A 26,887-nucleotide genomic window follows, 5' to 3' on the forward strand; every position below is an offset into this window, starting at 1 on the left:
GCCAAGTGAACGCGCGTACCGGCGCTTAAGCCGCGACAGACGCTGCCGGGTGTGCGGATGATGGTTTATCCTGCACGACCCGGCCCCCCACCTTTGAACACTATGCTGCCCGCTTGCAAGGAAACGCCCGCCCCATGAACGCTGCCAAACGCCTGGAAATTTTCCGCAGGTTTCACGAAGACAATCCCGAACCCAAAACCGAGCTGGCCTACTCGTCGCCGTTCGAGTTGTTGATTGCGGTGATCCTTTCGGCTCAGTCCACAGACGTTGGCGTCAACAAGGCCACGGCCAAACTGTATCCGGTGGCCAATACACCGGAGGCCATTTACGCCTTGGGCGTGGACGGTCTGTCGGAATACATCAAGACCATCGGCTTGTACAACAGCAAGGCCAAGAACGTCATTGAGACCTGCCGCCTGCTGATTGAACTGCATGGCAGTGAAGTGCCGCAAACCCGTGAAGCGCTGGAAGCGCTCCCCGGTGTGGGCCGAAAAACCGCTAACGTCGTACTCAATACGGCATTCCGGCAACTGACCATGGCGGTGGACACGCATATCTTCCGCGTCAGCAACCGTACCGGGATTGCTCGCGGCAAAAACGTGGTGGAGGTGGAAAAACAATTGATGAAGTTCGTGCCCAAGCCGTATTTGCTCGATTCCCACCACTGGCTGATCCTGCACGGGCGATATGTCTGCCAGGCCCGCAAACCACGCTGCGGGAGCTGCCGCATCGAAGACCTGTGCGAATACAAGGACAAGACGTCCGACGATTGAGTGATCATTAGTTTTTGCAATCAATCGATTGAAAAAATCTTTTTTACCCGATCATGGATTATCGTTATAAGGAGCGCCAACGGCAGTCTTAGCCTGGAGTTAACCTTATGAGCACTGGCAAAGAACAACTGGATGTAGAAGACGACCTCATTGCAGAGGCGGATGACGAAGGAGATGCCCCTGTTGTAGAGGTGGCCAAGACCAATTTGAGCAAACGCCGCACTATCGACAATCTTCTGGAAGAGCGACGCTTGCAAAAACAGCTGGCCGATTACGACTTCGATCTCTGATCGACTCGTGAACGACCGGAAGCCTCCCTGACGGAGGCTTTTTTGCCGGTATACGAATGCCGGAGCGGTGGAATGTCTTAACTCATACCAGCCCGTTGCGCTGGGCCAGTTCAATCAGGTCGACGAGGGAGCGGGCATTGAGCTTGAGTAGCAAACGGGTCTTATAGGTGCTGACGGTCTTGTTGCTCAGGAACATACCGTCGGCAATCTCCTTGTTGGTCTTGCCCCGGGCCAGTTGCTGCAGCACCATCATCTCTCGCCCCGACAAGCGCTCGACCATGTCAGCTTCGCTGGCGTTGCCCATGGTGGAGCGCACCGAATTAAGCGCCTGGTTCGGAAAATAGCTGTAGCCGGAAAGCACCGCCTTGATGGCACTCAACAACTCGGTCAGGTCCTGCTGCTTGCACACATAACCGGCCGCCCCAGCCTGCATGCAGCGCATGGAAAAATGCCCCGGGGCCTGGGATGTCAGTACCAACACCTTGAACGGTGCAGGTTGTTTGGTTGAAGCCAGCCGGCAGATGACTTCCAGCCCATCGAGCTTGGGAATTCCGATGTCCAGTATGACAATGTCCGGCGTATGTTCCCGTGCAAGTTGCAAGGCATCGACACCGTTATCAGTCTCGGCAACGACCTCATAACCATGACGTTCCATCAGCATGCGCACAGCAAGACGAATGACGGGATGATCATCCACGATCAGCACTTTATTCATGAGAAAGTCCAATTTCGCTGTTCGAATTATTTAGAGCAAGCACAATAGCCTAGTCGTTTCATAGTTGGCATAGCGTTACCCCCCGAGCAACAGCAAGCAGAGACCCAACCCACAACGATATAAGAATTAACCTACAAAAAACCAACAACTCGGATGTGTCGAGTTTTATAAGACCTTTCAGACCTTTCCGGGCTTTTACATATTTTGAGTGAAATCTCCAGCGGGTATGGGGCATGCGGTAAACGCGGCGCACACACCTTTCAGCAAATGCCCCTTGCCTCTTGCCTGTACACGGGAAAGCCGGCATAAAAAAATCGACTGCTTTAGTTCCATTTAACATATTTTCTTACACCCAAAATTCCTACAGACGTTTCAGCGCCAAATGGCTTCGCTGTACTTTTGTGAGTGAATTTCCTGTAAGGCTAGTTCCTGTTCAGGTGTAAAAAATTCATTCCCCCTACAAAATTCAATTATCCCTGGAGCAAATCAAACGAAATAAAAATCGCCAACTACAAAACTATCAACAGGCGTTTATAACTTTAAACACTTCACTCCGGTTAAAAATAACAGGCAAAAAAAATGGCCCCTTGAGCAAGGGGCCATTTTCACTGCGGGCGAATCACTCAGAACAACGAGCGACCTTTGTTGGCCGCGATGCGCATGCGCAATGCGTTCAACTTGATAAAGCCTGCCGCGTCCGCCTGGTTGTAGGCGCCGCCATCTTCTTCGAAAGTGGCGATGTTCGCGTCGAACAACGACTCATCGGACTTGCGACCGGTGACGATCACATTGCCCTTGTACAGCTTCAGGCGCACAACGCCGTTCACGTGGACCTGGGAAGCGTCGATCATCTGTTGCAGCATCAGACGCTCAGGGCTCCACCAGTAGCCGGTGTAGATCAGGCTGGCGTACTTGGGCATCAACTCATCTTTGAGGTGTGCCACTTCACGGTCCAGGGTGATGGACTCAATGGCACGGTGAGCACGCAGCATGATGGTGCCGCCAGGGGTTTCGTAGCAGCCGCGGGACTTCATGCCCACGTAACGGTTCTCAACGATGTCGAGACGACCGATACCGTGTTCGCCACCGATACGGTTCAGGGTCGCCAGTACGGTGGCCGGGGTCATTTCAACGCCGTCCAGCGCGACGATGTCGCCGTTGCGGTAAGTCAGTTCCAGGTACTGCGGCTTGTCGGGCGCGTTCTCCGGGGAGACGGTCCAACGCCACATGTCTTCCTCGTGCTCGGTCCAGGTGTCTTCCAACACGCCGCCTTCGTAGGAGATGTGCAGCAGGTTGGCGTCCATCGAGTACGGGGATTTCTTCTTGCCGTGACGCTCGATCGGGATTGCGTGCTTTTCAGCGTAATCCATCAGCTTTTCACGGGACAGCAGGTCCCATTCGCGCCAAGGTGCAATCACTTTTACGCCGGGCTTGAGCGCATAGGCGCCCAGTTCAAAACGGACCTGGTCGTTGCCCTTGCCGGTGGCGCCATGGGAAATGGCGTCGGCGCCGGTTTCATTGGCGATTTCGATCAGACGCTTGGCGATGAGCGGACGCGCGATCGAAGTACCCAGCAGGTACTCGCCTTCGTAGACGGTGTTGGCGCGAAACATCGGGAAGACGAAATCGCGGACGAATTCTTCGCGCAGGTCGTCAATGTAGATCTCTTTCACGCCCATGGCTTGCGCCTTGGCACGTGCAGGTTCGACCTCTTCGCCCTGACCCAGGTCAGCGGTGAAGGTCACCACTTCACAGTTATAAGTATCCTGCAGCCACTTGAGGATCACCGAAGTGTCCAGGCCGCCGGAATACGCGAGAACGACCTTGTTTACGTCGGCCATGCCATCACTCCACGGGGTTGTACGGAAAGGCGTCGATTCTACCGACCAAAACCGTGAATTTACAGAGGCGCGACAGCAAATGAAGATAAAGCGACAGATTATGTCGAGCGGGCGACCGATGGTCGCACCTTATGAGCGCGCTTTATGAAATATGCGCGGGGTTGCCTGGGGCTGCGGTCGAAGGCGCCGGCTTCTCGGGCGCCGCGACCCGTTCAAGCTGGATATTCACGCGACGGTTGCGCGCACGGTTGGCCGCATTGGTGTTGGGCGCCAGCGGGTAGCTTTCGCCGTGGAAACGCAGGGTGATTTGCGATTCTGGAATACCGTTGGCCTTGAAGTAGTCCATCACTGCCAGCGCACGACGCCGCGACACATCGCGGTTGGTCAGGCGGTTGCCACTGTTATCGGAATGGCCGTTCAACTCGATATGATTGACCGTGGGATCGGCTTTCATGAACGCAAGAATCACCGACAGCTTTTTCTTGGCCGCCGCATCCAGCTCGATACCACCGCCAGGGAACCCGACCTCGGCCTGCTTGACCTGATCGTAATTCATCGGCAGCAACTTTGCGGTGCACAACTGATAATCGTTGTAGGCCTTGCTGAACTTCACCGGCAGCAGGCGAATTTCCGAATAGCCGCCTTCACGCGCGTAATGCCGCACGGTTGGGCTACGCCCTTCCAGTAAACCACTGAACAGACGACCGGCTTGGGCCTGGGAGCTATTGAACAACACGTCGCCGCTGCCGACCCGCACGGCACCCAGGTTGATATCACCGCGGCCGGGTTGCCAGGGAGCAGCGGCGGCCAACAAGGTAGCTGAACCGGCACCCAGCGACCCGTTAAAGGCTTTCAGACGAAACGTCGCCTGCTCGCCGGCCCGGCGCACGAACTCACCAGAGCCGAAATCGGTGATCGGCTGGGTCAGACGGCACTCGAACTGATCGCCCTCCACCTTCCACTCAATATTCTCCAGGCGTGTCTGGAACGTGAGGGCCATCACAGGCAGGCTGGCGAACGCACTGAGCAGGGCTAGATAATGCTGGCGCACGGGAGGCTCCACTGGTTTCTACAACACTTCAAAGCGTCATACATCGTTAAGGCATACCCGGGGATATCGGTCGCATCCTGCAAAACTTGATAGCGAGTGCCTGCAAGAGTCTTTTCCGGTAGCATTCCCACCAGATTGACCCGCCTGGAATCCCCAATGTCCGACCGCCTGACCCTGCTGCGTCCCGACGACTGGCATATTCATCTTCGCGATGGTGCTGCGTTACCCCAAACTGTGGCTGATGTCGCGCGCACGTTCGGCCGCGCCATCATCATGCCTAACCTGGTACCGCCGGTGCGTAATGCCGCCGAAGCCGATGCCTATCGCCAGCGTATCCTCGCTGCACGGCCGGCCGGCAGCCGCTTCGAACCGCTGATGGTGCTCTACCTGACCGACCGCACCCAACCTGACGAGATCCGCCAGGCCAAAGCCAGCGGTTTCGTGCATGCCGCCAAGTTGTATCCGGCGGGCGCGACCACCAATTCCGATTCCGGCGTGACCAGTATCGACAAGATCCTGCCGGCCATCGAAGCCATGGCCGAAGTCGGCATGCCGTTGCTGATCCACGGTGAAGTCACCCGTGGCGATGTCGACGTATTCGATCGTGAAAAGATTTTCATCGACGAGCATATGCGCCGGGTGGTCGAGCTGTTCCCGACCCTCAAGGTCGTGTTCGAACACATCACCACAGCCGACGCCGTGCAGTTCGTCACCGAGGCTTCGGCCAACGTCGGCGCTACCATCACCGCCCACCACCTGCTCTACAACCGCAACCACATGCTGGTAGGCGGGATTCGGCCGCACTTCTATTGCCTGCCGATCCTCAAGCGCAACACCCACCAGGTGGCCTTGCTGGATGCGGCGACCAGCGGCAACCCGAAGTTCTTCCTCGGCACCGACTCCGCCCCCCACGCCCAGCACGCCAAGGAAGCCGCGTGCGGTTGTGCCGGCTGCTATACCGCGTATGCGGCGATCGAGTTGTATGCCGAAGCGTTCGAACAGCGTAATGCCCTGGACAAGCTCGAAGGCTTCGCCAGCCTCAATGGCCCGCGTTTCTACGGCCTGCCGGCGAATACCGACCGTATTACCCTGGTCCGTGAAGACTGGACCGCCCCTGCCAGCCTGCCGTTCGGCGAGCTGACTGTCATCCCGCTGCGCGCCGGTGAAACACTGCGCTGGCGCCTGCTGGAGGAAAACACGTGAGTGAAGACCATTTCGACGACGAACACGAGCACAGTGGCGGCGGCTCCCGTCACCCGATGGCCGAGCGGTTTCGCGGCTATCTGCCGGTTGTCATCGACGTAGAAACCGGTGGTTTCAATTGCGCCACCGACGCGCTGCTGGAAATTGCCGCCACCACCATCGGCATGGATGAACAGGGTTTCGTGTACCCGGAGCACACCCACTTCTTCCGTGTCGAGCCGTTCGAAGGCGCCAACATCGAAGCGGCAGCCCTGGAATTTACCGGCATCAAGCTGGACCACCCGCTGCGCATGGCTGTAAGTGAAGAAGCGGCACTGACCGATATCTTCCGTGGCGTACGCAAGGCGCTGAAGGCCAATGGCTGCAAGCGTGCAATCCTGGTGGGGCACAACAGCAGCTTCGACCTGGGCTTCCTGAACGCCGCCGTGGCGCGGCTGGACATGAAGCGCAATCCGTTCCATCCGTTCTCCAGCTTCGACACGGCAACGCTCGCCGGCCTGGCTTACGGCCAGACGGTATTGGCCAAGGCGTGCCAGGCAGCCGGTATCGACTTTGACGGTCGCGAGGCCCACTCGGCACGCTACGACACCGAGAAGACCGCCGAGCTGTTCTGCGGCATCGTCAACCGTTGGAAAGACATGGGCGGCTGGGAAGACTTCAACGACTGAAGTCATACCCCGCACATAAAAAAACCGGCCTTCTCAGGCCGGTTTTTTTGTACCGCGATTCTGGCTTACAGCTTGCCTGCGTTCTCGGTCAGGTAAGCCGCAACGCCTTCTGGCGAAGCGTTCATGCCTTTGTCGCCTTTTTTCCAGTTGGCAGGGCAAACTTCGCCGTGCTCTTCGTGGAATTGCAAAGCGTCAACCAGACGGATCAGCTCTTCCATGTTACGGCCCAGCGGCAGGTCGTTGATGATCTGCGAACGCACGACGCCCTTGTCATCGATCAGGAATGCGCCACGGAAAGCCACGCCGCCTTCGGACTCAACGTCGTAGGCTTTGGCAATCTCGTGCTTCATGTCGGCAGCCATGGTGTATTTGACTTTGCCGATACCGCCATCATTGATGGCAGTGTTGCGCCAAGCGTTGTGGGTGAAATGGGAGTCGATGGAAACGGCTACCACTTCAACGTTGCGCGCCTTGAAATCGTCCATGCGGTGGTCCAGAGCGATCAGCTCCGAAGGGCAGACGAAGGTGAAGTCCAGCGGGTAGAAGAACACCAGGCCGTATTTGCCTTTGATGGCTTCAGACAGTTTGAAGCTGTCTACGATTTCGCCGTTGCCGAGGACGGCAGGTACGTCGAAATCCGGGGCTTGTTTACCGACGAGTACGCTCATGGGGTATCTCCTGATGTGGGGTGACGATTGAAGTAAAAGGACCGGTCGCGAGTCTGCCGCATTCCGACGACAGCCCTGTGACGCAGTCACGCTTCGTGAAGACCGACCATCATACACTGAAAAAACCGTTCGTCAGTGCGGGCGCAGTGCCAGTAACGGACCCTAAGATTCTACTTTGACAATCATTCTCGTTAACATTAAGATCCACCGCACTTAAGCCTCAAACCTGCGACGGTTCTCCCTTATGTATGTCTGCCTCTGCACTGGCGTCACCGACGGACAAATCCGCGAAGCAATCTACGAAGGTTGCTGCAGCTACAAGGAAGTACGCGAAACCACCGGCGTTGCCAGCCAGTGCGGAAAATGTGCGTGCCTGGCCAAGCAGGTGGTACGGGAAACCCTGACGCAGTTGCAGACAGCCCAGGGCGCGCTCCCCTATTCAGCAGAATTTACACACGCTTGAATCAGCATATTTTGAAGAACCGGACTTAGTGTCCGGTTTTTTTATGCCCGTAATTCAATTAGTTAGCGCCAAGACGCGGAACACAAACATTCTTATTCCTATTAATTTTCATTTATTATTCAATAACTTAGGTTTGACACCCTGTAATTGGCCGCTCAAACTCCGCCCTATACACAGCAATTACAGGGCAGGACCCCAGTCATGAAAGGCGACATCTCAGTCATCCAGCAACTCAATAAAATCCTTGCCAATGAACTGGTCGCGATCAATCAGTACTTCCTGCATGCACGCATGTATGACGATTGGGGCCTGGAAAAGCTGGGCAAGCGTGAATACAAGGAATCCATCAAGGCCATGAAGGATGCGGACGCCCTGATCAAGCGCATCCTGTTCCTGGAAGGCCTGCCGAACGTGCAGGACCTGGGCAAGCTGAACATCGGCGAACACACCCAGGAAATGATCCGCAGCGACCTGAAGTTCGAACACAAGAGCCACAGCGACCTCAAGGCTGCCATTGCACATTGCGAAAGCAAGGGTGACTTCGGCAGCCGTGAACTGCTGGAAGACATCCTGGAAGATCAGGAAGAGCATATCGACTGGCTGGAAACCCAACTGGGCCTGATCGACAAAGTCAGCCTGGAAAACTACCTGCAATCGCAGATGGGCGAATAAGCCCTTCGTACGCAGGTACAAAAAAGCCCCGCTCTCTCACGAGAAGCGGGGCTTTTTATTGCAGGACTTTCTACAAGAGCATCAAGCGTCAGTCTTGGCTGCTGCGTTTGCCGCTGCATCTTTGATCAGCGTTTGCAACGAACCATCAGCCGCCATCTCAACGATGATGTCACTGCCGCCGACCAGCTCACCGGCTACCCACAGTTGCGGGAACGTCGGCCAGTTGGCGTATTTCGGCAGGTTGGCGCGGATCTCAGGGTTTTGCAGGATATCCACGTAAGCGAATTTCTCGCCACACGCCATGATGGCCTGGGAAGCCTTCGCGGAGAAACCGCACTGAGGAGCGTTTGGCGCGCCCTTCATGTAAAGCAGAATGGTGTTGTTGGCAATCTGCTCTTTGATCGTTTCGATGATATCCATGGAACACCTCTGCAGGAACTTCGCGACTCACAGGTCGGCACGGTGACGCATTGTAACGCAAAATTCCAGCGTGGTGCTCAGGCAGCTTAAGCCGCCGCCACCCGCACGGGCACCCCGTTCAGCGCGGCGTTCCCGGATAACTCATCCAACTGCCGTTCATCGGTCAAGTCATTCGCACTGGCCCCTGGCTGCCCGCTGGCGATGGTCATCTGTACCCCGGGGCGGCCATGGCCCCAACCGTGGGGCAGGCTGACCACCCCGGGCATCATGTCCAGGCTGGCGAGCACCTCCACTTCGACCATGCCGATACGCGAGCTGACGCGTACCCGCTGACCATCACTCAACTGGCGCCGGGCAAGGTCGTCGGGATGCATCAGCAACTGGTGGCGAGGCTTGCCTTTCACCAGGCGGTGATAGTTATGCATCCAGGAATTATTGCTGCGTACGTGCCGGCGACCGATCAGCAGCAGCTCATCGGCCATGGGCACCGGCTGTGCCGCGAAGCGCGCCAGATCCGCCAGGATCACGACGGGCGCCGCCTGCACCTGGCCATTCGCGGTTTTCAGGCGCGCCGCAAGATTGGGCTTGAGCGGTCCCAAGTCCACGCCATGGGGATGATCGACCAACATCGCCACCGACAATTTGTGGCTGGAGGCATCGCCGTACACGCCGGCACGCAACCCGAAATCAATCATCTGCGCGGGCTCCATGGTCGGCTTGAGCGCCACACCGGTCCGCGTGGCAAAGGCCTTGGCCAGGCCGACAAAGATCTCCCAATCATGCAAGGCGCCTTCAGGCTTGGGCAGGATCGCGCGATTGAAACGGGTGACGTTACGCACGGCGAACATATTGAAGGTGGTGTCGTAGTGGTCGTTCTCCAGCGCCGAGGTGGACGGCAGGATCAGGTCGGCATAGCGCGTGGTTTCGTTGATGTAAAGGTCGATGCTGAGCATGAACTCAAGGCCATCCAGCGCTTGCTCCAACTGGCGGCCGTTGGGCGTCGACAGTACCGGATTGCCTGCCACCGTCACCAGCGCACGGATCTGCCCTTCGCCTTCGGTCAGCATTTCTTCGGCCAATGCCGACACGGGCAACTCACCACCGTACTCCGGACGCCCGGAAACCCGACTCTGCCAACGGTTGAAATGCCCGCCGCCGGTGGACGCCACCAGGTCCACCGCCGGGGTGGTGCACAGCGCACCGCCGACACGGTCCAGATTGCCGGTCACCAGGTTGATCAGTTGCACCAGCCAATGGCACAGCGTGCCGAAGGCCTGGGTCGAAACGCCCATTCGCCCATAGCACACGGCCCTGTCGGCGGCGGCAAAGTCCCGCGCCAATTGGCGAATCTGCTCGGCCGGCACTGCACATTGACGGCTCATGGCGTCGGCGCTGAACCCGGCGATCGCGCGCCTCACCTCCTCAAGCCCCTCAACCGGCAAATGACTGGCGCGGGTCAGGTTCTCGCTGAACAGCGTGTTGAGCACTCCGAACAACAGCGCTGCATCCCCTCCCGGGCGCACGAACAGGTGTTGATCAGCTATCGCTGCCGTCTCGCTGCGCCGTGGGTCGACCACCACCACTTTGCCGCCACGCGCCTGGATGGCTTTCAGTCGCTTCTCTACATCCGGCACGGTCATGATGCTGCCGTTGGACGCCAGCGGGTTGCCGCCGAGGATCAGCATGAAGTCGGTGTGGTCGATATCCGGGATCGGCAACAGCAGGCCGTGGCCGTACATGAGGTGGCTGGTGAGATGGTGGGGCAACTGGTCCACCGAGGTCGCCGAGAACCGATTGCGCGTCTTGAGCAAGCCGAGGAAGTAGTTGCTGTGGGTCATCAGCCCGTAGTTGTGCACGCTGGGGTTGCCCTGATACACCGCCACTGCGTTCTGCCCATGCCGGGCCTGGATGCCGGCCAGCCGCTCGGCGACCTGTGTGAATGCCTCCTCCCACGAGATCGGCTGCCACTCGCTGCCCACCCTCAGCATCGGTTGGCGCAGACGGTCGGGATCATTCTGGATATCTTGCAGCGCCACGGCCTTGGGGCAGATATGCCCGCGGCTGAACGTGTCCTGCGGGTCACCCTTGATCGAGGTGATCGCCAGGTGGCCGTCGTCGGCCAGGGTGGTTTCCAGGGTCAGCCCGCAGATGGCTTCACACAGATGGCAGGCTCGGTGGTGGAGAGTCTTGGTCATGGCCAGTCTCTTTATAAGGGCTTTGGCCAGACTATGGACCCAGCCCCCCAGCGCTGCCAGCACCGTTCGCCGTGTGAATCGACGGCTATCAGGCCCAGCCATGGGGGTAAGCATGAGCAAATGTTACAAGCTGCGTATGCCCCCTCTGAAACCGACACAGCCTGGCCTGGGCCCGCCCTCGCGCATTGCAAAAGGCTGCAACGCCAGTGTACAAAGGCCCTACTGCTGTGAAGAATCAGGCTTCAAAAGCGCCTTCGCGCCCTTCTTGAACACCCATAAAACCGTAGCCCTATTGGTAAGACGCGACATTTAATGTCAATATCGCGCCTTCCCCTATTTCGTCGCCCCGTGCGGCTTTCGCCGCAGGTCTCGCCCGTTGTCACAATAAACAAGGCTTTGAGTATCTGCGGTCTGTTGCAAAAAGGTAGTTAATGATGAGCGCAAGGCACTTTCTCTCCCTGATGGATTGCACGCCCGAAGAGCTGGTCAGCGTGATCCGTCGAGGCATTGAGCTTAAAGACCTGCGTAACCGCGGCGTACTGTTTGAGCCCTTGAAAAACCGCGTACTCGGGATGATTTTCGAAAAGTCCTCGACACGCACCCGCTTGTCCTTCGAAGCCGGCATGATCCAACTGGGCGGCCAGGCGATCTTCCTGTCGCCGCGTGATACCCAACTGGGACGGGGTGAGCCGATCAGCGACTGCGCCATCGTCATGTCGCGCATGCTCGATGCGGTGATGATCCGTACCTTCGCCCACAGCACATTGACTGAATTTGCCGCCAACTCCCGTGTACCGGTGATCAATGGCCTGTCCGATGACCTGCATCCCTGCCAATTGCTGGCCGACATGCAAACCTTCCTTGAGCATCGCGGCGCTATCCAGGGCAAGACAGTGGCCTGGATCGGCGATGGCAACAACATGTGCAACAGCTATATAGAAGCGGCGATCCAGTTCGACTTCCAACTGCGCATTGCTTGCCCCGAAGGCTACGAGCCGGATGCGCGCTTCCTTGCGCAGGCGGGTGACCGCGTCACCATCGTGCGCAACCCGCGCGATGCGGTGATCGGTGCGCACCTGGTGAGTACCGACGTCTGGACCTCCATGGGCCAGGAAGAAGAAACTGCCAAGCGCCTGACCCTGTTCGCACCCTTCCAGGTCACCCGCGCCCTGCTCGACCTGGCTGCGCCGGACGTCCTGTTCATGCACTGCCTGCCGGCTCACCGTGGCGAAGAAATCAGCCTCGACTTACTCGACGACCCTCGCTCGGTCGCCTGGGACCAGGCCGAAAACCGTCTGCACGCGCAGAAAGCCCTGCTCGAATTCCTGGTTGAGCCGGCGTATCACCACGCATGAGTCATAGTCTTCTGCTGAACCTGCACAATCTGGCATGCGGCTATCAAGCTCAACGGGTGGTGCAGAACCTCAACCTGCACCTCAATGCAGGTGACATCGGTTGCTTGCTGGGCTCCTCGGGCTGCGGCAAAACCACCACCCTGCGTGCGATTGCCGGGTTTGAACCGGTGCACGAAGGTGAAATCCGCCTGGCCGGCGAAGTCATCTCCAGTGCAGGTTTCACCTTGGCACCCGAGAAGCGTCGCATCGGCATGGTGTTCCAGGACTACGCACTGTTTCCGCACCTGAGCGTGGCCGACAACATCGCCTTCGGCATTCGCAAACACCCGCAAAAAGACCGCGTGGTCGCCGAGCTGCTCGAACTGGTCAACCTGAAAAGCCTGGGCCAGCGCTTTCCCCATGAGCTTTCCGGTGGCCAACAGCAACGGGTCGCCCTCGCCCGCGCCCTGGCGCCGGAGCCGCAGCTTTTGCTGCTCGACGAACCCTTCTCCAACCTCGACGGCGAACTGCGACGCAAGCTCAGCCATGAAGTGCGTGACATCCTCAAGGCACGCGGCACCAGTGCGATCCTGGTCACCCACGACCAGGAAGAAGCTTTCGCCGTCAGTGATCAGGTCGGGGTTTTCAAAGAGGGTCGCCTTGAACAGTGGGACACGCCCTACAACCTCTATCACCAGCCGCAGACACCTTACGTGGCCAGCTTCGTCGGCCAAGGCTATTTCATTCGCGGCCAGCTGAGTTCGCCGCAATCGGTCAGCACCGAACTGGGCGACTTGCGCGGTAAGCGTGCCTATACCTGGCCTACAGGTGGCGCAGTGGACGTATTACTGCGCCCGGATGACATCGTTTATGCACCGGACAGCCCGTTGAAAGCGCGGATTGTCGGCAAAACCTTCCTCGGTGCCTCGACCTTGTACCGCTTGCAGTTGCCAACGGGCGCTCAATTGGAGTCGATCTTCCCCAGCCATGCCGATCACCGGGTCGGGGCAGATGTGGGCATTCGTGTTGCCGCTGAACATCTGGTGCTGTTCCAGGCGTCAGGCAGCGTTGCCGCGCAGGTCCCGCACGCCAACGCCGGCGTACGCCGCTACAACCCGGCGTAACGACCGGTCACGCCCTAATGCCAGTCAGTTAAAGGGTGGGATGTAGAACACATCGTCTGTAGTGAGCGGGCTTGCCCCGCGCTGGGTGGCGCAGCCGCCCCAACAAGGACGCCGTGGTGTTTCAGGAAGATCGCGGTGACTGGATTTGGGGTGGCTTTGCCACCCAGCGCGGGGCAAGCCCGCTCACTACAGACTTTGGTCGCGGCAGGTTCTCTTAATTGACGAGCATTAGGTCATGCCCGGCCAATTTCGGCGAATTTGGCCTGGGTATGTTCAGCCAGTACGGCCGCCGGTAGCTCAACCTCCAAGCCCCTCCTGCCTGCACTGACAAAAATCGTCGCAAACGGTTGTGCCGTTACATCGATGAACGTGCGCAAACGCTTTTTCTGGCCCAAAGGGCTGATTCCGCCCAACAGGTAACCGGTAGCGCGCTGCGCCGACGCCGGGTCCGCCATCTCGACTTTTTTCACCCCTGCGGCGTGGGCCAGGGCTTTTAAATCCAGACTTCCGACGACCGGCACCACCGCCACCAGCAACTCACCTTTCTCGCTGCTGGCCAGAAGCGTCTTGAATACCTGCGCCGGGTCGAGCGCCAATTTTTCCGCGGCCTCCAAACCATACGACGCCGCCTTGGGGTCATGTTCATAACTGTGAATGCGATGTTCGGCGCGAACTTTTTTCAACAGGTCCAATGCGGGGGTCATGAGCGCTCCAGGCTGGGCAAACTGATGGCCAATTCTAGGCCAAGTCCATGCAAAACGCTCTAGTGCGCCCCTGAGATAACCCATGTGCAACGCGCCTGGCATGATCATTCACCACACCAATAGTTCGAAAATGACCAATAGTTCACTTTCGACCTTTGACAGGCGTCATTCTTGTCTATATTTTTTCGTTTACGAATACTGCAGGAATACCACCCGCAGCACTCGAGCAGTAGACCGCGAGTCAGGATGGGGATCCTTTCCACGGTAAAAGTCGACGCTCGCCCATTGCGACGAGACAACAGACAACAACAAAAACAGAGGTTTTCCATGACAACTGCTCTTCAACAGCCTTCACTTTCGAGCCAATGCATGGCCGAGTTCCTGGGGACTGCGCTTCTGATCTTCTTCGGTACCGGTTGTGTGGCTGCGCTCAAGGTCGCGGGTGCCAGCTTCGGGTTATGGGAAATCAGCATTATCTGGGGGGTCGGCGTAAGTATGGCGATCTACCTGAGTGCCGGCATTTCCGGGGCTCACCTCAACCCGGCAGTCAGCATCGCCCTGTGCATCTTTGCCGATTTCGAAAAGCGCAAACTGCCCTTCTATATCCTGGCCCAGATCGCCGGTGCGTTTTGCGCCGCCGCGTTGGTCTATACGCTCTACAGCAACCTGTTTTTCGATTACGAACAAACCCACCATATGGTTCGCGGCTCCCAGGCCAGCCTGGAATTGGCGTCGGTGTTCTCCACCTACCCCCATGCGCTGCTGAGCACAGCCCAGGCGTTCCTGGTAGAGATGATCATCACCGCGATCCTGATGGGTGTGATCATGGCACTGACTGACGATAACAACGGTTTGCCACGCGGCCCGCTGGCACCTCTGCTGATCGGCCTGCTGATTGCGGTGATCGGTAGCGCCATGGGCCCGCTGACCGGTTTTGCGATGAACCCGGCACGTGACTTTGGCCCCAAGCTGATGACCTTTTTCGCCGGTTGGGGTGAAATGGCCTTCACCGGTGGTCGCGATATTCCTTACTTCCTGGTGCCGATTTTCGCACCAATCGTTGGCGCATGCCTCGGCGCTGCTGCCTATCGCGGGTTGATTGCCCGTCACCTGCCGAGCGCCGCCCCCACTGTTTCTGAAACAACTGACACGGCTGTCAACGGCAAGACGCATATTTCCTGATAGCGCCGGCCTGGCGCCCACTGCCCTTTTTGCGGCCCAGGCTGGTTAATAACTTCCTTATTTTCGTCCAAGGCAATCGACATGACCGACATTCAGAACAAGAACTACATCATTGCCCTTGATCAGGGCACCACCAGTTCGCGGGCGATCATTTTCGATCGCGACGCCAACGTGGTGTGCACCGCCCAGCGTGAATTCGCTCAGCATTACCCACAGGCTGGCTGGGTCGAACATGACCCGATGGAAATCTTCGCCACCCAAAGCGCGGTGATGGTCGAGGCACTGGCCCAGGCTGGCCTGCACCATGATCAGGTGGCCGCCATCGGCATCACCAACCAGCGTGAAACCACCGTGGTATGGGACAAAATCACCGGCCGCCCGATCTACAACGCGATCGTCTGGCAGTGCCGCCGCAGCACCGAGATCTGCCAGCAGCTCAAGCGCGATGGCCATGAGCAATACATCAGCGACGCCACGGGCCTGGTGACCGACCCGTACTTCTCCGGCACCAAGCTCAAGTGGATCCTCGACAACGTCGAAGGCAGCCGCGAGCGTGCCCGCGCCGGCGAGCTGCTGTTCGGCACCATCGACAGCTGGCTGATCTGGAAATTTACCGGCGGCAAGACCCACGTTACCGACTACACCAACGCCTCGCGCACCATGCTCTTCAACATCCACACCCTGGAGTGGGATGCGAAGATGCTGGAGATCCTGGACATCCCGCGGGAAATGCTGCCGGAAGTGAAATCTTCCTCGGAAATCTACGGCCGCACCAAAAGTGGCATTGCCATCGGCGGCATCGCCGGTGACCAGCAAGCCGCCCTGTTCGGCCAGATGTGCGTAGAAGCCGGTCAAGCCAAGAACACCTACGGCACCGGTTGTTTCCTGCTGATGAACACCGGCGACAAAGCCGTGAAGTCCAAGCACGGCATGCTCACCACCATAGCCTGTGGCCCGCGCGGCGAGGTGGCCTACGCCCTGGAAGGCGCGGTATTCAATGGTGGCTCCACCGTGCAGTGGCTGCGCGATGAGTTGAAAATCATCAACGACGCCCACGACACCGAATACTTTGCCGGCAAGGTCAAGGACAGCAACGGCGTATACCTGGTACCGGCCTTCACCGGCCTGGGCGCTCCATACTGGGACCCCTATGCACGCGGCGCACTGTTCGGCCTGACCCGTGGCGTACGCGTGGACCACATTATTCGTGCAGCCCTGGAGTCGATTGCCTACCAGACTCGCGACGTTCTCGACGCCATGCAACAGGACTCGGGCGAACGCCTCAAGGCCCTACGCGTGGACGGCGGCGCAGTGGCCAACAACTTCCTGATGCAGTTCCAGGCCGATATCCTCGGCACTCAGGTCGAGCGCCCGCAAATGCGCGAAACCACAGCCCTCGGTGCGGCATACCTGGCAGGCCTGGCGTGCGGTTTCTGGGGCAGCCTGGACGAGTTGCGCGGTAAAGCGGTGATCGAGCGCGAATTCGAACCTCAGCTCGATGAGGCAGCCAAGGAGAAGTTGTACTCCGGCTGGCAAAAAGCGGTCAGCCGCACCCGCGACTGGGAGCCTCACGAAGGCGCTGAATAAGCCAGGTACCGAGCCCAAATCGGGTTGTAACTGGCGGGGAGCCGCTTGCTGCGTCATCATGGGCCACTTTTGTATGGCAGCCCAAAGGACGCCCCATGAATCTGCCTCCCCGCCAACAACAAATCCTCGAACTGGTCCGCGAACGCGGCTACGTCAGTATCGAGGAAATGGCGCAGCTGTTCGCTGTCACCCCGCAAACCATCCGCCGCGATATCAACCAGCTGGCGGACGCCAATCTGCTGCGCCGCTACCACGGCGGCGCGGCCTATGACTCCAGTGTCGAGAACACCGCGTACGCCATGCGTGCCGACCAGATGCGCGATGAGAAACAGCGCATCGGTGAAGCCATCGCCGCGCAGATTCCCGACCATGCCTCATTGTTCATCAATATTGGCACCACCACCGAGTCCATAGCCCGTGCGCTGCTCAATCACAACCACCTGAAAATCATCACCAACAACCTCAACGTCGCCGCCATGCTCAGCACCAAGGACGATTTCGATGTGTTGCTGACCGGTGGCAATGTGCGCCGCGACGGCGGTGTCGTGGGCCAGGCGAGTGTCGACTTCATCAACCAGTTCAAGGTCGATTTTGCCCTGGTCGGCATCAGCGGCATCGACGAAGACGGCAGCCTGTTGGATTTCGACTATCAGGAAGTGCGGGTTTCGCAGGCGATCATCGCCAATGCGCGCCAAGTGATCCTGGCGGCGGACTCGAGCAAATTCGGGCGCAATGCCATGATTCGACTGGGGCCAATCAGCCTGGTGGATTGCCTGGTGACCGACCAGCAACCGGTACCGGCGTTGGTGCAGCTATTGAACCAGCACAAGGTTCGCCTGGAAGTCGTCTGAAAACTACAAATAACCTTTAGTGAGCGAGCTTGCCTCGCGCTGGGCTGCGAAGCGGCCCCATTAGGTCCACTGCAATCTTCCAGACAGACATGCGGTGGCTGGGTTAGGGCCGCTCCGCAGCCCAGCGCGAGGCAAGCTCGCTCACTACAGACTGCCTTCATGTTCACAAATTTTCCTTTCCCCGCCCTTCGATGAGTTTTTTCAATCGAACTCGGGTGGCTGCGCGCGCGTTTATCAGCTACCATTTTCGCAAATGAACATTAATGTTCGAATTCAAAGACGAAAAGATCGCGAGGCCAGCCGATGACTCCTTCCACCTTGCCTGCTCCACCGCTTGCCGAAGTCTATGACGTTGCCGTAATCGGTGGCGGGATCAATGGCGTCGGCATTGCAGCAGACGCAGCCGGGCGCGGGTTGTCGGTATTCCTTTGCGAAAAGGACGACCTGGCCAGCCACACATCGTCTGCCAGCAGCAAGCTGATTCACGGTGGCCTGCGCTACCTGGAACATTATGAGTTCCGCCTGGTGCGTGAAGCCCTGGCTGAACGTGAAGTGCTGTTGGCCAAGGCGCCGCACATCGTCAAGCCCATGCGTTTCGTGTTGCCGCACCGCCCGCACTTGCGCCCGGCGTGGATGATTCGCGCCGGCCTGTTCCTGTATGACCACCTGGGCAAGCGTGAAAAACTTGCAGGCTCCAAAAGCCTCAAGTTCGGCCCTGACAGCCCGCTGAAAAGCGAAATCACCAAAGGCTTCGAATATTCCGATTGCTGGGTGGATGACGCCCGCCTCGTGGTACTCAACGCCATGGCCGCCCGCGAGAAAGGCGCCCATGTCCATACCCAGACCCGTTGCGTCAGTGCACGTCGCAGCAACGGCATGTGGGAAATGAATATGGAACGTGCCGATGGCAGTCTGTTCTCGATCCGCGCCCGTGCGCTGGTGAATGCCGCAGGCCCCTGGGTCGCCAAGTTCATCAAGGACGACCTGAAGCTGGATTCGCCTTACGGCATCCGCCTGATCCAGGGCAGCCACCTGATCGTGCCGCGACTGTACGAAGGCGCCCACGCGCATATCCTGCAGAACGAAGACCAGCGTATCGTCTTCACCATTCCGTACTTGGACCACCTGACCATCATCGGCACCACCGACCGCGAATACACCGGCGACCCGGCTAAAGTGGCGATTACCGAAGGTGAAACCGACTACATGCTCAAGGTGGTCAACGCTCACTTCAAGAAGCAACTGAGCCGCGACGACATCGTCCACACGTATTCCGGCGTGCGCCCGCTGTGCAACGACGAGTCGGATAACCCGTCGGCCATCACCCGCGACTACACCCTGGCACTGTCCGGCGGCAATGGTGAAGCGCCGATCCTGTCGGTATTCGGCGGCAAGCTGACCACCTACCGCAAGTTGGCGGAGTCGGCGATGGCACAACTGGCGCCGTTCTTCACCCAGATGCGTCCAAGCTGGACCGTAACGGCCAGCCTGCCCGGCGGCGAAAACATGACCACGCCACAAGCGCTGGCCGAGGCCATTCGCAGCCGATTCGACTGGGTACCGAGCGAGCTTGCCCAACGCTGGGCCACCACGTATGGCAGCCGCACCTGGCGCCTGTTGGAGGGTGTGCAATCGCCGGCCGACCTGGGCGAGCACCTGGGTGGTGGCCTGTACACCCGCGAAGTCGACTACCTGTGCGCCGAAGAGTGGGTGACACAAGCGCAGGACGTGCTGTGGCGCCGGACCAAACTGGGCCTGTTCACCACCGCGCAAGAACAGGACAACCTGCAACGCTACCTCTCCCAGGTTGAGCAGAACCGCAGCAAGACCCAGGCGGCCTGACCCTCCATCCCGTAGAAGCGAGCCCGCTCGCGAAAAACCTGAGAACGCCGCGTTTATCCAGAATGAACGCGGCGTTTTTGCGCCTATTGGCGAACGAGTCTGGTCCTACATGCCCTCCCCATTGCATTCGGTTTTCCGAACGCGACACTCCAACCTATTCGGTTTGCCGGATCCGACGGTTACATATTTGCCGTCACACAAAGTTAATCATCATATAAATCATGCAGTTAACCTTTTATTTCTGGTCTGGCACGACTCATGCTCTACACTCCCTGAGGATTGCCTGAGACGCTTCAGGAGCCGTCACGGGCATTCGCTGTACAAGAGAGCCGTTTAGCCGGCTTTATAAAAAAAACAAATGTCGAGGAAGTATTGATGCGCATCGTTCCCCATATCCTGGGCGCAGCTATCGCTGCTGCTCTGATCAGCACTCCAGTTTTCGCCGCCGAACTCACCGGCACACTGAAGAAAATCAATGACTCCGGCACCATCACTCTCGCGCACCGCGACAGTTCCATCCCGTTTTCCTACATTGCGGATGGTTCGGGCAAACCTGTGGGCTACTCCCACGACGTTCAGCTGGCTGTGGTTGAAGCCCTGAAAAAAGACCTGAACAAACCCGACCTCAAGGTCAAGTACAACCTGGTCACCTCGCAAACCCGTATCCCGTTGATCCAGAACGGCACCGCGGACCTCGAGTGCGGCTCCACCACCAATAACGCCGAACGCGCTCAGCAAGTTGATTTCACCGTCAACATCTTCGAAATCGGCACCCGCCTGCTGGTCAAGAAAGACAAGGATGGCAAGCCGTCCTACGCTGACTTTGCCGACCTGAAAGGCAAGAACGTCGTGACCACCGCCGGCACCACGTCCGAGCGCATCATCAAGGCGATGAACGCCGACAAGCAGATGGGCATGAACGTCATCTCCGCCAAAGACCATGGTGAATCCTTCCAGATGCTGGAAAGCGGCCGCGCCGTTGCCTTCATGATGGACGACGCCCTGCTCGCCGGTGAAGAAGCCAAGGCCAAGAAGCCGGATGACTGGGTCATTACCGGCACTCCACAGTCCTTCGAAGCCTATGCCTGCATGGTTCGCAAAGACGACCCAGCGTTCAAGAAAGCTGTAGATGACGCCATCGTTGGCCTGTTCAAGTCCGGCGAAATCAACAAGATCTACAGCAAATGGTTCGAAAGCCCGATCCCACCGAAAGGCCTGAACCTGAACTTCCCGATGAGCGAGAAGGTGAAGGAGCTGATCGCCAACCCAAGCGACAAGCCGGCACCTGACGTAAAAATCTGATACCTGACTAAGCTTATCTCCTGAGGGAGCCAACCCTCCCTCAGGCGTCTGTTACTACCTGCTGGCTTTAATTTGGAACACTCGACCTGGCGGTTTTCGAGCCGATCGCGTGTGCCTGGCGTTCACCGTCAGGTGGGAAAGGATCTTCCCCAAGCGGGTGCTTGTACATCGATCGATCTCGAGGGGAGACCCTAATGAATTACAACTGGGACTGGGGCGTATTCTTCAAGTCCACCGGCGTTGGCAGCGAGACTTATCTCGACTGGTACATCGCCGGCCTGGGCTGGACCATCGCCATCGCTGTCGTGGCATGGATTATCGCCTTGTTGCTTGGCTCTATTCTGGGGGTCATGCGCACCGTGCCAAGCCGCCTCGTATCGGGCATCGCGACCTGCTACGTGGAACTGTTTCGTAACGTGCCGCTGCTGGTTCAGCTGTTCATCTGGTACTTCCTGGTGCCCGACATGCTGCCGCAGAACCTGCAGGACTGGTACAAACAAGACCTCAACCCGACTACCTCGGCCTACCTGAGCGTAGTGGTGTGCCTGGGCCTGTTCACCGCCGCGCGTGTGTGTGAGCAAGTGCGTACCGGCATCCAGGCGCTGCCACGCGGCCAGGAATCCGCGGCGCGCGCCATGGGCTTCAAGCTGCCGCAGATCTACTGGAACGTGCTGCTGCCCCAGGCTTACCGGATCATCATTCCGCCGCTCACCTCGGAGTTCCTCAACGTGTTCAAGAACTCCTCCGTGGCGTCCTTGATCGGCCTGATGGAACTGCTGGCGCAAACCAAGCAGACCGCCGAGTTCTCGGCCAACCTGTTTGAAGCGTTCACCCTGGCCACACTGATCTACTTCACCCTGAACATGAGCCTGATGTTGCTGATGCGCCTGGTCGAGAAGAAAGTCGCCGTGCCCGGCCTGATCTCCGTGGGGGGTAAATAATGGACTTCGATTTCAGCGGCATCATCCCCGCTATCCCTGGTCTGTGGAACGGCATGCTCATGACCCTGCAACTGATGGTCATGGGCGTGATCGGCGGCATCGCGCTGGGCACCGTGCTCGCGCTGATGCGCCTGTCGTCCAGCAAGCTGCTGTCGAGCCTGGCCGGCGCCTATGTGAACTACTTCCGCTCGATCCCGCTGCTGTTGGTGATCACCTGGTTCTACCTGGCGGTGCCGTTCGTATTGCGCTGGATCACCGGCGAGGACACCCCGATCGGCGCGTTCACGTCCTGCGTCGTGGCCTTCATGATGTTCGAAGCCGCGTACTTCTGTGAAATCGTGCGGGCCGGCGTGCAGTCGATCCCCAAGGGCCAGATGGGCGCGGCACAGGCGATGGGCATGACCTATGGCCAGACCATGCGCCTGATCATCCTGCCCCAGGCGTTCCGCAAGATGACGCCGTTGCTGCTGCAACAGTCGATCATCCTGTTCCAGGACACCTCGCTGGTCTATACCGTGGGCCTGGTGGACTTCCTCAACTCTGCCCGCTCCAACGGCGACATCATCGGCCGCTCCAATGAGTTCCTGATCTTCGCCGGTGTCGTCTACTTCATCATCAGCTTTTCCGCCTCGCTGCTGGTCAAGCGTCTGCAAAAAAGGTTTGCCGTATGATCTCTATCAAGAACATCAACAAGTGGTATGGCGACTTCCAGGTGCTGACCGATTGCAGCACCGAGGTTAAAAAAGGCGAAGTGATCGTGGTGTGCGGGCCTTCGGGCTCGGGCAAATCCACCCTGATCAAATGCGTCAACGCGCTGGAACCGTTCCAGAAGGGCGACATCGTGGTCGATGGCACCTCCATCGCCGACCCGAAGACCAACCTGCCGAAACTGCGCTCGCGCGTGGGCATGGTGTTCCAGCACTTCGAACTGTTCCCGCACCTGACCATCACCGAAAACCTGACCATCGCGCAAATCAAGGTGCTCGGCCGCAGCAAGGAAGAAGCCACCAAGAAGGGCCTGCAACTGCTTGACCGCGTCGGCCTGTCGGCACACGCCCACAAGCATCCGGGCCAACTGTCCGGCGGCCAGCAACAGCGAGTGGCGATTGCCCGCGCCCTGGCCATGGACCCGATCGTCATGCTGTTCGACGAACCCACTTCGGCCCTCGACCCGGAAATGGTCAACGAAGTGCTCGACGTAATGGTGCAACTGGCCCAGGAAGGCATGACCATGATGTGCGTGACCCACGAAATGGGCTTTGCCCGTAAAGTGGCCGACCGCGTGATTTTCATGGATGCCGGCAAGATCATCGAAGACTGCCCGAAAGAAGAGTTCTTCGGCGATATCAGCGCCCGCTCCGAGCGTGCACAGCACTTCCTTGAGAAAATCCTGCAGCACTAAGCACTCCGTAGCTGCCCCTGTAGAAACCGGGTCAATGTGGGAGGGGGCTTGCTCCCGATAGCGCTATATCAGCCAATGCATGTTCAGCTGAACCACCGCTATCGGGAGCAAGCCCCCTCCCACACTGGACCGGCAAGCTCTGGTTGACCCAAGGCATCTGTGATGAAATGCGACCCCAACCAATTTCGCGCCGCACCGCCATCACTTGCCGTGAAACCACGTCTGATTCGCCAACTGTTCCTGCCGCCGTTGATCATCGCCCTGATGATCGGCTTGGGTTATATCGGGTTCTGGGTCAGTGAGTTCTACGGCATCCGCACGCTCAGCGACACGGGCGAACGCCAGTTGGAGCTGCACGCCCGCACGGTCGAAAGTGAACTGAGCAAATACACCTATCTGCCCAGCCTCCTGGAATTGGAGTCCAGCGTTTCCCAACTGCTGGCCGACCCGAACCAGGAGACGCGCAAAACCGTCAACGATTACCTGGAGGGCCTGAACCGCCGCAGTCGCAGCCGGGCCATCTACGTGATGGACACTACCGGCCGCGTGTTGGCGACCAGTAACTGGCGCGATGCCGACAGTTACCAGGGTGAGGACCTGTCCTTCCGCGCCTATTTCCAGAACGCCGTGCGTGGCCAACCCGGCCGCTTCTACGGCATCGGCAGCACCAACGGCGAGCCCGGCTACTACCTGGCCCACGGCCTGGAAGAGCACGGCAAGATCATCGGCGTGGCCGTGGTCAAAGTGCGCCTCGAAGCCCTGGAGGAGCGCTGGCAACGTGCGCGCCTCGAAGCGTTTGTCAGTGATGAAAACGGCATCATCATCCTTTCCAGCGACCCGGCCCGCCGACTCAAGGCGGTGCGCCCGCTGAGCGATGACACCAAGGAACGCCTGGCGCACAGCCTGCAATATTACTGGGCGACTCTGAACGAGCTCGAACCCCTGGCCCGTGAGCGCCTCAACGAAGGCAGCGAGAAACTGACCTTCCCGGCCAACAGTGAAGTGGTTAACGACGAGCACGCTGTCAGCTACCTGGCGCAAACCCGTCCGCTCAACGACACACCGTGGAATTTCACCCTGCTGACGCCGCTCAATGACCTGCGCCGCGCAGCGATCAATCAAGGCATCCTGGTGGCCGTCGCCTTTGGCCTGGTGGCCTTTCTGCTGATCGCCTGGAACGAACGGCGCAAGGTCATCGCCACCCGCCTCGCGGCCCGCGAAGCCTTGCAGGAAGCCAACAGCCAACTGGAGCGACGGATTGCCGAACGCACCGCCGACCTGCGCGCCAGCAATGAACGGCTCAAGGGCCAGATCCGCGAACGGCGCCAGGCCGAAGAAACCCTGCGCCGCGCCCAGGACGAACTGGTACAGGCGGGCAAGTTGGCAGCCATCGGACAGATGTCCACCAGTATCGCCCATGAATTGAACCAGCCGCTGGCGGCGCTGCGCACGCTGTCGGGCAACACCGTGCGCTTCCTTGAGCGCGGCGCCCTCGACACCGCCAGCACCAACCTCAAGACTATCAACGAACTGATCGACCGCATGGGCCGCATCACCGCCAGCCTGCGCTCGTTCGCCCGACGCGGTGACGACCAGGGCGAGGCCAGCCTCGGCAAAGCCGTGGACGCTGCGTTCCAGGTGCTCGGCGCACGCCTGGACGGCCTGCCGATCACCCTGCACCGCGACTTCGCCGACGCCCATTTGCAGATCGACCAGACGCGCCTGGAGCAGATCCTGGTCAACCTGATCGGCAACGCCCTCGACGCCATGCAGGCACAGCCGGCCCCCGAACTGTGGCTGGAAGGCCACAGCGCCGACGGCAAATATCGCCTGCACGTGCGTGACAACGGTCATGGTATCGACCCCGAGGCGCGCAAACATTTATTCGAACCCTTTTTCACCACCAAGCCAGGCGAGCAGGGCCTGGGCCTGGGCCTGACCCTGTCCGCCAGCCTCGCGGCGGCCACCGGCGGCAACCTCGCCGTGGAACACCCGGCCGGTGGTGGTACTGCCTTTGTCCTGTGCTTGCCGCTGGCGGGCGCTCAAACAGCTGAGTCGACATGAATACAGACGCTACAGCCCCCAAGGACGGCCTCACCGTCCTGATCGTCGAAGACGACCCCCATGTATTGCTCGGTTGCCAGCAGGCCCTGGCACTGGAAGACATTCCCAGCGTGGGCGTAGGCAGTGCCGAAGAAGCGCTCAAGCGCATTGGTGAGAACTTTGCCGGCATCGTGATCAGCGATATCCGCCTGCCGGGCATCGACGGCCTGGAGCTGTTGACCCGCCTCAAGGCCCTGGATAAAAGCCTGCCGGTGGTACTGATCACCGGCCATGGCGATATCTCCATGGCGGTGGGCGCCATGCGCAACGGCGCCTACGACTTCATGGAAAAACCCTTTTCCCCCGAGCGCCTGGTCGACGTGGCGCGCCGTGCCCTGGAGCAACGCAGCCTGGCGCGGGAAGTCTGGTCGCTGCGCCGTCAGTTGGCTGAACGCGATTCCCTGGAAGGCCGCATCATCGGCCGCTCACCGGCCATGCAGAACCTGCGCGAACTGATCGCCAATGTCGCCGACACCTCGGCCAACGTGCTGATCGAAGGCGAAACCGGCACCGGCAAGGAACTGGTCGCACGTTGCCTGCATGATTTCAGCCGGCGCCACGCTCACCAATTCGTCGCGTTGAACTGCGGCGGCCTGCCGGAGAACCTCTTCGAAAGCGAGATTTTCGGCCATGAAGCCAACGCATTCACCGGCGCCGGCAAACGCCGTATCGGCAAGATCGAGCACGCCCACGAAGGCACGCTGTTCCTCGATGAAGTGGAAAGCATGCCGATCAACCTGCAGATCAAATTGTTGCGAGTGTTGCAGGAACGCACGCTCGAACGCCTGGGATCGAACCAGAGCGTAGCGGTGGATTGCCGGGTGATCGCCGCCACCAAATCCGACCTCGACGGGCTGAGCCGTGCCGGCCAGTTCCGCAGCGACCTGTACTACCGCCTCAACGTGGTGACCCTGGAGTTGCCACCGCTGCGCGAGCGCCGCGAAGACATCCTGCAACTGTTCGAACACTTCCTGCAGCAATCGTCCCTGCGTTTCGACCGCGCCGCGCCGGAGCTGGACAACCAGACCCTGTCGAGCCTGATGAGCCACGACTGGCCCGGTAACGTGCGCGAACTGCGCAACGTCGCCGAACGTTTCGCCCTGGGCCTGCCCGCCTTCAAGAAAAGCGGTGCCAGCAGCGGCAACCAGGGCCTGGCCTTCACCGAAGCGGTGGAAGCCTTTGAACGCAACCTGCTCAACGACGCCCTGCAACGCAGCGGCGGCAACCTGACCCAGGCCAGCCAGGAACTGGGGATGGCCAAGACCACGCTGTTCGACAAGGTCAAGAAATATGGCTTGAGCCACTAAGTCACAGGAGACCCCACTCCTATCGCGACCTAACTTGTAGTGAGCGGGCTTGCCCGCGCTGGGCGGCAAAGCCGCCCCAACAAGACCGCTGCGGTGTTTCAGAAAGATCGAGGGCCTCGGTTTGGGGCGGCTACGCCGCCCAGCGCGGGGCAAGCCCCAATGCCAGTCAGTTAAGGAGTAACGCGGTCACTGTGGGAGGGGGCTTGCTCCCGATGAGGGTGAGTCAGTCGATAAATTGCTGACTGACAC

At 59.2% G+C, this 26,887-nt stretch carries 25 protein-coding genes; 18 read left to right on the forward strand and 7 right to left on the reverse strand.

What is annotated here, in order from left to right:
* The first annotated feature begins 134 nt into the window (after positions 1-134).
* Positions 135-773, forward strand: a complete 639-nt coding sequence (gene nth, locus ACQRBV_RS03320) for an endonuclease III (RefSeq protein WP_060753955.1) — start codon at positions 135-137, stop codon at positions 771-773.
* A 107-nt stretch (positions 774-880) separates the two neighbouring features.
* Positions 881-1,063, forward strand: coding sequence for a PA3496 family putative envelope integrity protein (locus tag ACQRBV_RS03325; protein ID WP_060753954.1), 183 nt, complete (start codon positions 881-883; stop codon positions 1,061-1,063).
* Between the two features lie 82 nt (positions 1,064-1,145).
* Here ACQRBV_RS03325 and ACQRBV_RS03330 read toward each other — a convergent pair whose 3' ends face one another.
* The 3 genes from ACQRBV_RS03330 to ACQRBV_RS03340 all read right to left on the reverse strand — a co-directional run bounded on the left by ACQRBV_RS03330 (position 1,146) and on the right by ACQRBV_RS03340 (position 4,670).
* Positions 1,146-1,778 carry a response regulator transcription factor gene (locus ACQRBV_RS03330; protein ID WP_060753953.1) on the reverse strand — a complete coding sequence of 211 codons (633 nt, stop codon included), beginning with the start codon at positions 1,776-1,778 and terminating at the stop codon, positions 1,146-1,148.
* A 623-nt stretch (positions 1,779-2,401) separates the two neighbouring features.
* Complete coding sequence (locus tag ACQRBV_RS03335; RefSeq protein WP_025856870.1) at positions 2,402-3,619, reverse strand: argininosuccinate synthase; 1,218 nt, start codon at positions 3,617-3,619, stop codon at positions 2,402-2,404.
* Between the two features lie 142 nt (positions 3,620-3,761).
* On the reverse strand, positions 3,762-4,670 hold the full coding sequence (locus ACQRBV_RS03340; protein ID WP_411985777.1) for a flagellar protein MotY: 909 nt from the start codon (positions 4,668-4,670) through the stop codon (positions 3,762-3,764).
* A gap of 156 nt (positions 4,671-4,826) precedes the next feature.
* Here ACQRBV_RS03340 and pyrC point away from each other — a divergent pair, with 156 nt between their 5' ends.
* A complete protein-coding gene (gene pyrC / locus ACQRBV_RS03345) occupies positions 4,827-5,873 on the forward strand; it encodes a dihydroorotase (RefSeq protein ID WP_060753950.1) in 1,047 nt (348 codons plus the stop codon).
* On the forward strand, positions 5,870-6,541 hold the full coding sequence (gene rnt / locus ACQRBV_RS03350; RefSeq protein ID WP_060753949.1) for a ribonuclease T: 672 nt from the start codon (positions 5,870-5,872) through the stop codon (positions 6,539-6,541). Before pyrC ends, rnt begins: the two co-directional genes overlap by 4 nt.
* Before the next feature lie 65 nt (positions 6,542-6,606).
* On the opposite strand, the gene ACQRBV_RS03355 is transcribed toward rnt, so the two are convergent.
* Positions 6,607-7,209 (reverse strand): peroxiredoxin, encoded by a 603-nt coding sequence (locus tag ACQRBV_RS03355; RefSeq protein ID WP_034096135.1) that lies wholly within the window; start codon positions 7,207-7,209, stop codon positions 6,607-6,609.
* A gap of 244 nt (positions 7,210-7,453) precedes the next feature.
* Between ACQRBV_RS03355 and ACQRBV_RS03360 the strand changes: the two genes are divergently transcribed.
* The gene (locus tag ACQRBV_RS03360) at positions 7,454-7,672 is read left to right on the forward strand and encodes a bacterioferritin-associated ferredoxin (protein WP_081086986.1); all 219 of its coding nucleotides are present in this window, start codon (positions 7,454-7,456) and stop codon (positions 7,670-7,672) included.
* A gap of 201 nt (positions 7,673-7,873) precedes the next feature.
* Entirely contained in the window at positions 7,874-8,344 is a 471-nt protein-coding gene (gene bfr / locus ACQRBV_RS03365; RefSeq protein WP_060753948.1) for a bacterioferritin, read from the forward strand.
* 81 nt (positions 8,345-8,425) lie between these two features.
* Here bfr and grxD read toward each other — a convergent pair whose 3' ends face one another.
* A complete protein-coding gene (grxD, locus tag ACQRBV_RS03370; RefSeq protein ID WP_060753947.1) occupies positions 8,426-8,764 on the reverse strand; it encodes a Grx4 family monothiol glutaredoxin in 339 nt (112 codons plus the stop codon).
* A gap of 86 nt (positions 8,765-8,850) precedes the next feature.
* Complete coding sequence (locus tag ACQRBV_RS03375; protein ID WP_411985776.1) at positions 8,851-10,959, reverse strand: molybdopterin oxidoreductase family protein; 2,109 nt, start codon at positions 10,957-10,959, stop codon at positions 8,851-8,853.
* Positions 10,960-11,393: 434 nt separating this feature from the next.
* Between ACQRBV_RS03375 and argF the strand changes: the two genes are divergently transcribed.
* Both argF and ACQRBV_RS03385 read left to right on the forward strand, forming a co-directional pair.
* Entirely contained in the window at positions 11,394-12,314 is a 921-nt protein-coding gene (gene argF, locus ACQRBV_RS03380; RefSeq protein ID WP_090366486.1) for an ornithine carbamoyltransferase, read from the forward strand.
* Entirely contained in the window at positions 12,311-13,417 is a 1,107-nt protein-coding gene (locus ACQRBV_RS03385) for an ABC transporter ATP-binding protein (protein WP_411985775.1), read from the forward strand. The genes argF and ACQRBV_RS03385 overlap by 4 nt, the downstream gene beginning before the upstream one ends.
* A gap of 233 nt (positions 13,418-13,650) precedes the next feature.
* Here ACQRBV_RS03385 and ybaK read toward each other — a convergent pair whose 3' ends face one another.
* A complete protein-coding gene (ybaK, locus tag ACQRBV_RS03390) occupies positions 13,651-14,121 on the reverse strand; it encodes a Cys-tRNA(Pro) deacylase (RefSeq protein WP_060753943.1) in 471 nt (156 codons plus the stop codon).
* A 327-nt stretch (positions 14,122-14,448) separates the two neighbouring features.
* On the opposite strand from ybaK, the gene ACQRBV_RS03395 reads away from it, so the two are divergent.
* From ACQRBV_RS03395 to ACQRBV_RS03440, 10 genes are all read left to right on the forward strand, one after another.
* Positions 14,449-15,303, forward strand: a complete 855-nt coding sequence (locus ACQRBV_RS03395) for an MIP/aquaporin family protein (protein ID WP_060753942.1) — start codon at positions 14,449-14,451, stop codon at positions 15,301-15,303.
* 81 nt (positions 15,304-15,384) lie between these two features.
* Positions 15,385-16,890 (forward strand): glycerol kinase GlpK, encoded by a 1,506-nt coding sequence (glpK, locus tag ACQRBV_RS03400; RefSeq protein ID WP_090366489.1) that lies wholly within the window; start codon positions 15,385-15,387, stop codon positions 16,888-16,890.
* 95 nt (positions 16,891-16,985) lie between these two features.
* Positions 16,986-17,741 carry a DeoR/GlpR family transcriptional regulator gene (locus ACQRBV_RS03405; RefSeq protein ID WP_060753940.1) on the forward strand — a complete coding sequence of 252 codons (756 nt, stop codon included), beginning with the start codon at positions 16,986-16,988 and terminating at the stop codon, positions 17,739-17,741.
* Between the two features lie 303 nt (positions 17,742-18,044).
* The gene (glpD, locus tag ACQRBV_RS03410; RefSeq protein ID WP_411985774.1) at positions 18,045-19,583 is read left to right on the forward strand and encodes a glycerol-3-phosphate dehydrogenase; all 1,539 of its coding nucleotides are present in this window, start codon (positions 18,045-18,047) and stop codon (positions 19,581-19,583) included.
* Positions 19,584-19,958: 375 nt separating this feature from the next.
* Positions 19,959-20,885, forward strand: coding sequence for a glutamate/aspartate ABC transporter substrate-binding protein (locus ACQRBV_RS03415; RefSeq protein WP_104995639.1), 927 nt, complete (start codon positions 19,959-19,961; stop codon positions 20,883-20,885).
* A 194-nt stretch (positions 20,886-21,079) separates the two neighbouring features.
* Complete coding sequence (locus tag ACQRBV_RS03420; RefSeq protein ID WP_060753937.1) at positions 21,080-21,826, forward strand: amino acid ABC transporter permease; 747 nt, start codon at positions 21,080-21,082, stop codon at positions 21,824-21,826.
* Positions 21,826-22,497 (forward strand): amino acid ABC transporter permease, encoded by a 672-nt coding sequence (locus ACQRBV_RS03425; protein WP_060753936.1) that lies wholly within the window; start codon positions 21,826-21,828, stop codon positions 22,495-22,497. The genes ACQRBV_RS03420 and ACQRBV_RS03425 overlap by 1 nt, the downstream gene beginning before the upstream one ends.
* On the forward strand, positions 22,494-23,228 hold the full coding sequence (locus ACQRBV_RS03430) for an amino acid ABC transporter ATP-binding protein (protein WP_060753935.1): 735 nt from the start codon (positions 22,494-22,496) through the stop codon (positions 23,226-23,228). Before ACQRBV_RS03425 ends, ACQRBV_RS03430 begins: the two co-directional genes overlap by 4 nt.
* Positions 23,229-23,390: 162 nt before the next feature.
* Positions 23,391-25,292, forward strand: a complete 1,902-nt coding sequence (locus ACQRBV_RS03435; RefSeq protein WP_411985773.1) for a sensor histidine kinase — start codon at positions 23,391-23,393, stop codon at positions 25,290-25,292.
* Positions 25,289-26,638: a sigma-54-dependent transcriptional regulator gene (locus tag ACQRBV_RS03440; RefSeq protein WP_280518009.1), complete on the forward strand. Its 1,350-nt coding sequence runs from the start codon at positions 25,289-25,291 to the stop codon at positions 26,636-26,638. The genes ACQRBV_RS03435 and ACQRBV_RS03440 overlap by 4 nt, the downstream gene beginning before the upstream one ends.
* Positions 26,639-26,887: the final 249 nt, after the last annotated feature.

This window comes from Pseudomonas sp. R11F (genome assembly GCF_050312575.1).
Classification (GTDB): domain Bacteria; phylum Pseudomonadota; class Gammaproteobacteria; order Pseudomonadales; family Pseudomonadaceae; genus Aquipseudomonas; species Aquipseudomonas palleroniana.